General features: G+C 65.3%; 2 protein-coding genes. Both read right to left on the bottom strand.

Going from position 1 to position 2,046, the window contains the following annotated elements; translation table 11 throughout:
• Positions 1-704 (bottom strand): acetoacetyl-CoA reductase (gene phbB / locus JKG68_RS32060; protein ID WP_202066438.1); only part of this gene is annotated, 704 nt, incomplete at its 3' end.
• Between the two features lie 177 nt (positions 705-881).
• Entirely contained in the window at positions 882-2,045 is a 1,164-nt protein-coding gene (locus tag JKG68_RS32055; protein ID WP_202066437.1) for an acetyl-CoA C-acetyltransferase, read from the bottom strand.
• Position 2,046 lies beyond the last annotated feature (1 nt).

Here is a 2,046-nt window from a genome sequence, read left to right as displayed (position 1 = left end):
TTCACGGACAGGGTCGAGCCCGTGATGAAGCCGGCCTCGTCCGCCGCCAGGTAGAGCACGCTGCGGGCGATCTCCTCCGCCTCGCCAAGACGGCCCACCGGGATCAGCGGCAGGATCTTCGATTTGAGAACCTCTTCGGGAACCGCCTTGACCATCTCGGTGGCGATGTAGCCCGGTGCGATCACGTTGACGGTGACGCCCTTGTTGGCGTTCTCCTGGGCCAGCGCCTTGGCGAAGCCGATCACGCCGGCTTTGGCCGCCGAATAGTTCGACTGCCCCATCTGGCCCTTCTGGCCGTTGATGGACGAGATGATGATGATGCGGCCGAAACTGCGCGACCGCATGCCGTCGATGACCGGGCGGGTGCAGGTGAACATGGAATCGAGGTTGGTGCGGATGACGGCCGACCATTGATCGAAGGTCATCTTGTGGAACATGCCGTCGCGGGTGATGCCCGCGTTGTTCACCAGGATGTCCACCGGACCGAGCTCCGCTTCGACGGCTCTGATGCCGGCCTCGCACGCAGCCGCATCGGACACGTCGAACTTGAACACCGGAATGCCGGTCTCTCCCTTGAACTGGTTTGCGGCTTCATCGTTGCCGCCGTAGTTGGCTGCAACCGTGTAGCCTGCCTGCTTCAAGGCCGTTGAAATCGCGGCGCCGATGCCGCGAGTGCCGCCAGTGACCAATGCGACGCGCGCCATGCTGTTTCCTTCCCAGGATCGTTTCCGTGCGGATCTCTTGAGGATCCATCTGATGTGAGGCTGCCTGAATCAGGCAGCCTCACATCATAGCTTAGGATATGTGGCGCAACCGGGAAGGGTGAAGCGCCAGAATTTCCTCAACGGCGCTGCTGAAGTTTTCAGCGCTCGAGGCAGCTCTTACCGTTCGAGGCACATGGCGACGCCCATGCCGCCGCCGATGCACAGGGTGGCAAGACCCTTTTTGGCGTCGCGACGCCCCATCTCGTGCAACAGGGTCACGAGCACGCGGGCACCCGAGGCGCCAATGGGATGGCCGATGGCGATGGCGCCGCCGTTGACGTTCACGATGGATGGATCCCAGCCCATGTCCTTGTTCACCGCAAGCGCCTGGGCCGCGAAGGCCTCGTTGGCTTCCACGAGCTCGAGGTCCTGAACCTTCCAGCCGGCCTTCTCGAGCGCCTTGCGCGAGGCCGGGATCGGGCCCGTTCCCATGATGGCCGGATCGACGCCTGCGGTCGCCCAGGAGGCGATACGGGCAAGCGGCGTCAGGCCGCGCTTCTGGGCTTCCGCTTCGGTCATCAGCACCAGGGCTGCCGCGCCGTCATTGATGCCCGAGGCATTGCCGGCCGTGACCGTGCCGTCCTTCGAGAAGGCGGGCCTGAGCTTGGCCAGCGCCTCGACGGTGGTGCCGGCGCGGATATACTCGTCCTGCTCCACGACGGTGTCGCCCTTGCGGGACGAGATCGTCACGGGCGCGATCTCGTCCTTGAACCGGCCTTCCTTCTGGGCGGCTTCGGCCTTGTTCTGGGACGCGGTGGCGAACTGGTCCTGCTCCTCGCGGGTGAGCTGCCAGCGCTGGGCTACGTTCTCGGCGGTGTTGCCCATCGGGTAGCCGTGGAAGGCATCGACCAGGCCGTCCTTCATCATGGTGTCGACGAGCTTGAAGTCGCCCATCTTGGCGCCGCTGCGCATATAAGCCGCGTGGGGAGCCTGGGACATGGATTCCTGGCCGCCTGCCACGATGATGTTGGCGTCGCCGTTGGCGATCTGCTGCATGCCGATGGCCACCGTGCGCAGGCCCGAGCCGCAGAGCTGATTGAGAGCCCAGGCGGTCTTTTCCTGCGGCACGCCCGCCGCCATGGCGGCTTGCCGGGCCGGGTTCTGGCCCTGGGCTGCGGTGAGGATCTGGCCGAGGATCACCTCGTCCACCTCGGAGCCGTCGACCTTGGCACGCTCGAGAGCGGCCTTGATGGCGATGGCGCCCAGATCGTGAGCGGGGGTGTTGCCGAAGGCTCCGTTGAACGAGCCGACGGGGGTCCGCGCCGCTCCGACGATGACGATG

Source organism: Microvirga aerilata (assembly GCF_016743775.1).
Lineage (GTDB): Bacteria > Pseudomonadota > Alphaproteobacteria > Rhizobiales > Beijerinckiaceae > Microvirga > Microvirga aerilata.
The sequence above is the reverse complement of the archived record's forward strand: the minus strand, read 5'-3'. Positions and strand labels throughout refer to the sequence as shown.